This is a genomic window from Serratia sp. HNCC26DJ244, assembly GCF_057180565.1.
Genome location: NZ_JBXUGO010000090.1, coordinates 1 through 746, shown reverse-complemented (window position 1 = coordinate 746; position 746 = coordinate 1). Strand labels below are relative to the sequence as shown.

Below are 746 nucleotides of genomic sequence, written 5' to 3'. Positions count from 1 at the left end.
AGGGCGGTACTTCCAGCGCTACCGATGGCTTACTGGGTGATGGCCTGTTACAGCTACAAGCCGGCACTTTCACCGTCAGTGCCGCCAACAGTGGGCTAACCGCTGATACCGACATTGACAGCGGCGCGACCCTGGTGCTGAACAATGCCGGGACCCTGGGCAGCAGTGATGTGAACGTGGACGGTAACCTGAATTTTGCTCGCGATGGCAGTTTTGCCAACCAGTTCAGTGGTGCAGGGACCCTCAATACCCTGGCGGATGTGCAACTCACCGGTGATAACAGTTTGTTTACCGGTGCTCAGGTGATTGGTGCCGACAGCCGATTAACCGTCACTGACGCCAATAATCTGGGGGCCGCCAGCGCCACGGTGGATTTGACCACTGACAGCGCGGTGCTGAATTTCAGTGGTGTGACGGAGGATGTGGCTAATGCGCTAACTGGGGTGGTTGATTCCACGGTCAGCCTCAGCAACGGGGCCGAGATGTCCCTGTCCGCCGATAACAGTAATTTCTATGGCGTGTTTGATCTGGTGGGCGGCAGCACCTTGACGGTGACGCAGGCCCCACAATTGGGCAATGGCTCGGTCGCCATCGCCAGTGGCAGTAACTTGCTGTTTAGCGCTTATGCTAACGGTGCATTAAGTACCTTGGATAACGCGCTGAGCGGGGCGGGCACCTGGACACTGGATGCCAGCCATATCAATTTGAGCAATAGCAGTGATGCACAGGGCTTGAGTGGTGTCGTA

The 746-nt window shown here is 57.0% G+C and carries 1 pseudogene; it reads left to right on the top strand.

The window, feature by feature from the left end:
- Positions 1 to 746, top strand: a pseudogene (locus tag AC2A06_RS18705) (hypothetical protein); the annotation flags it as partial.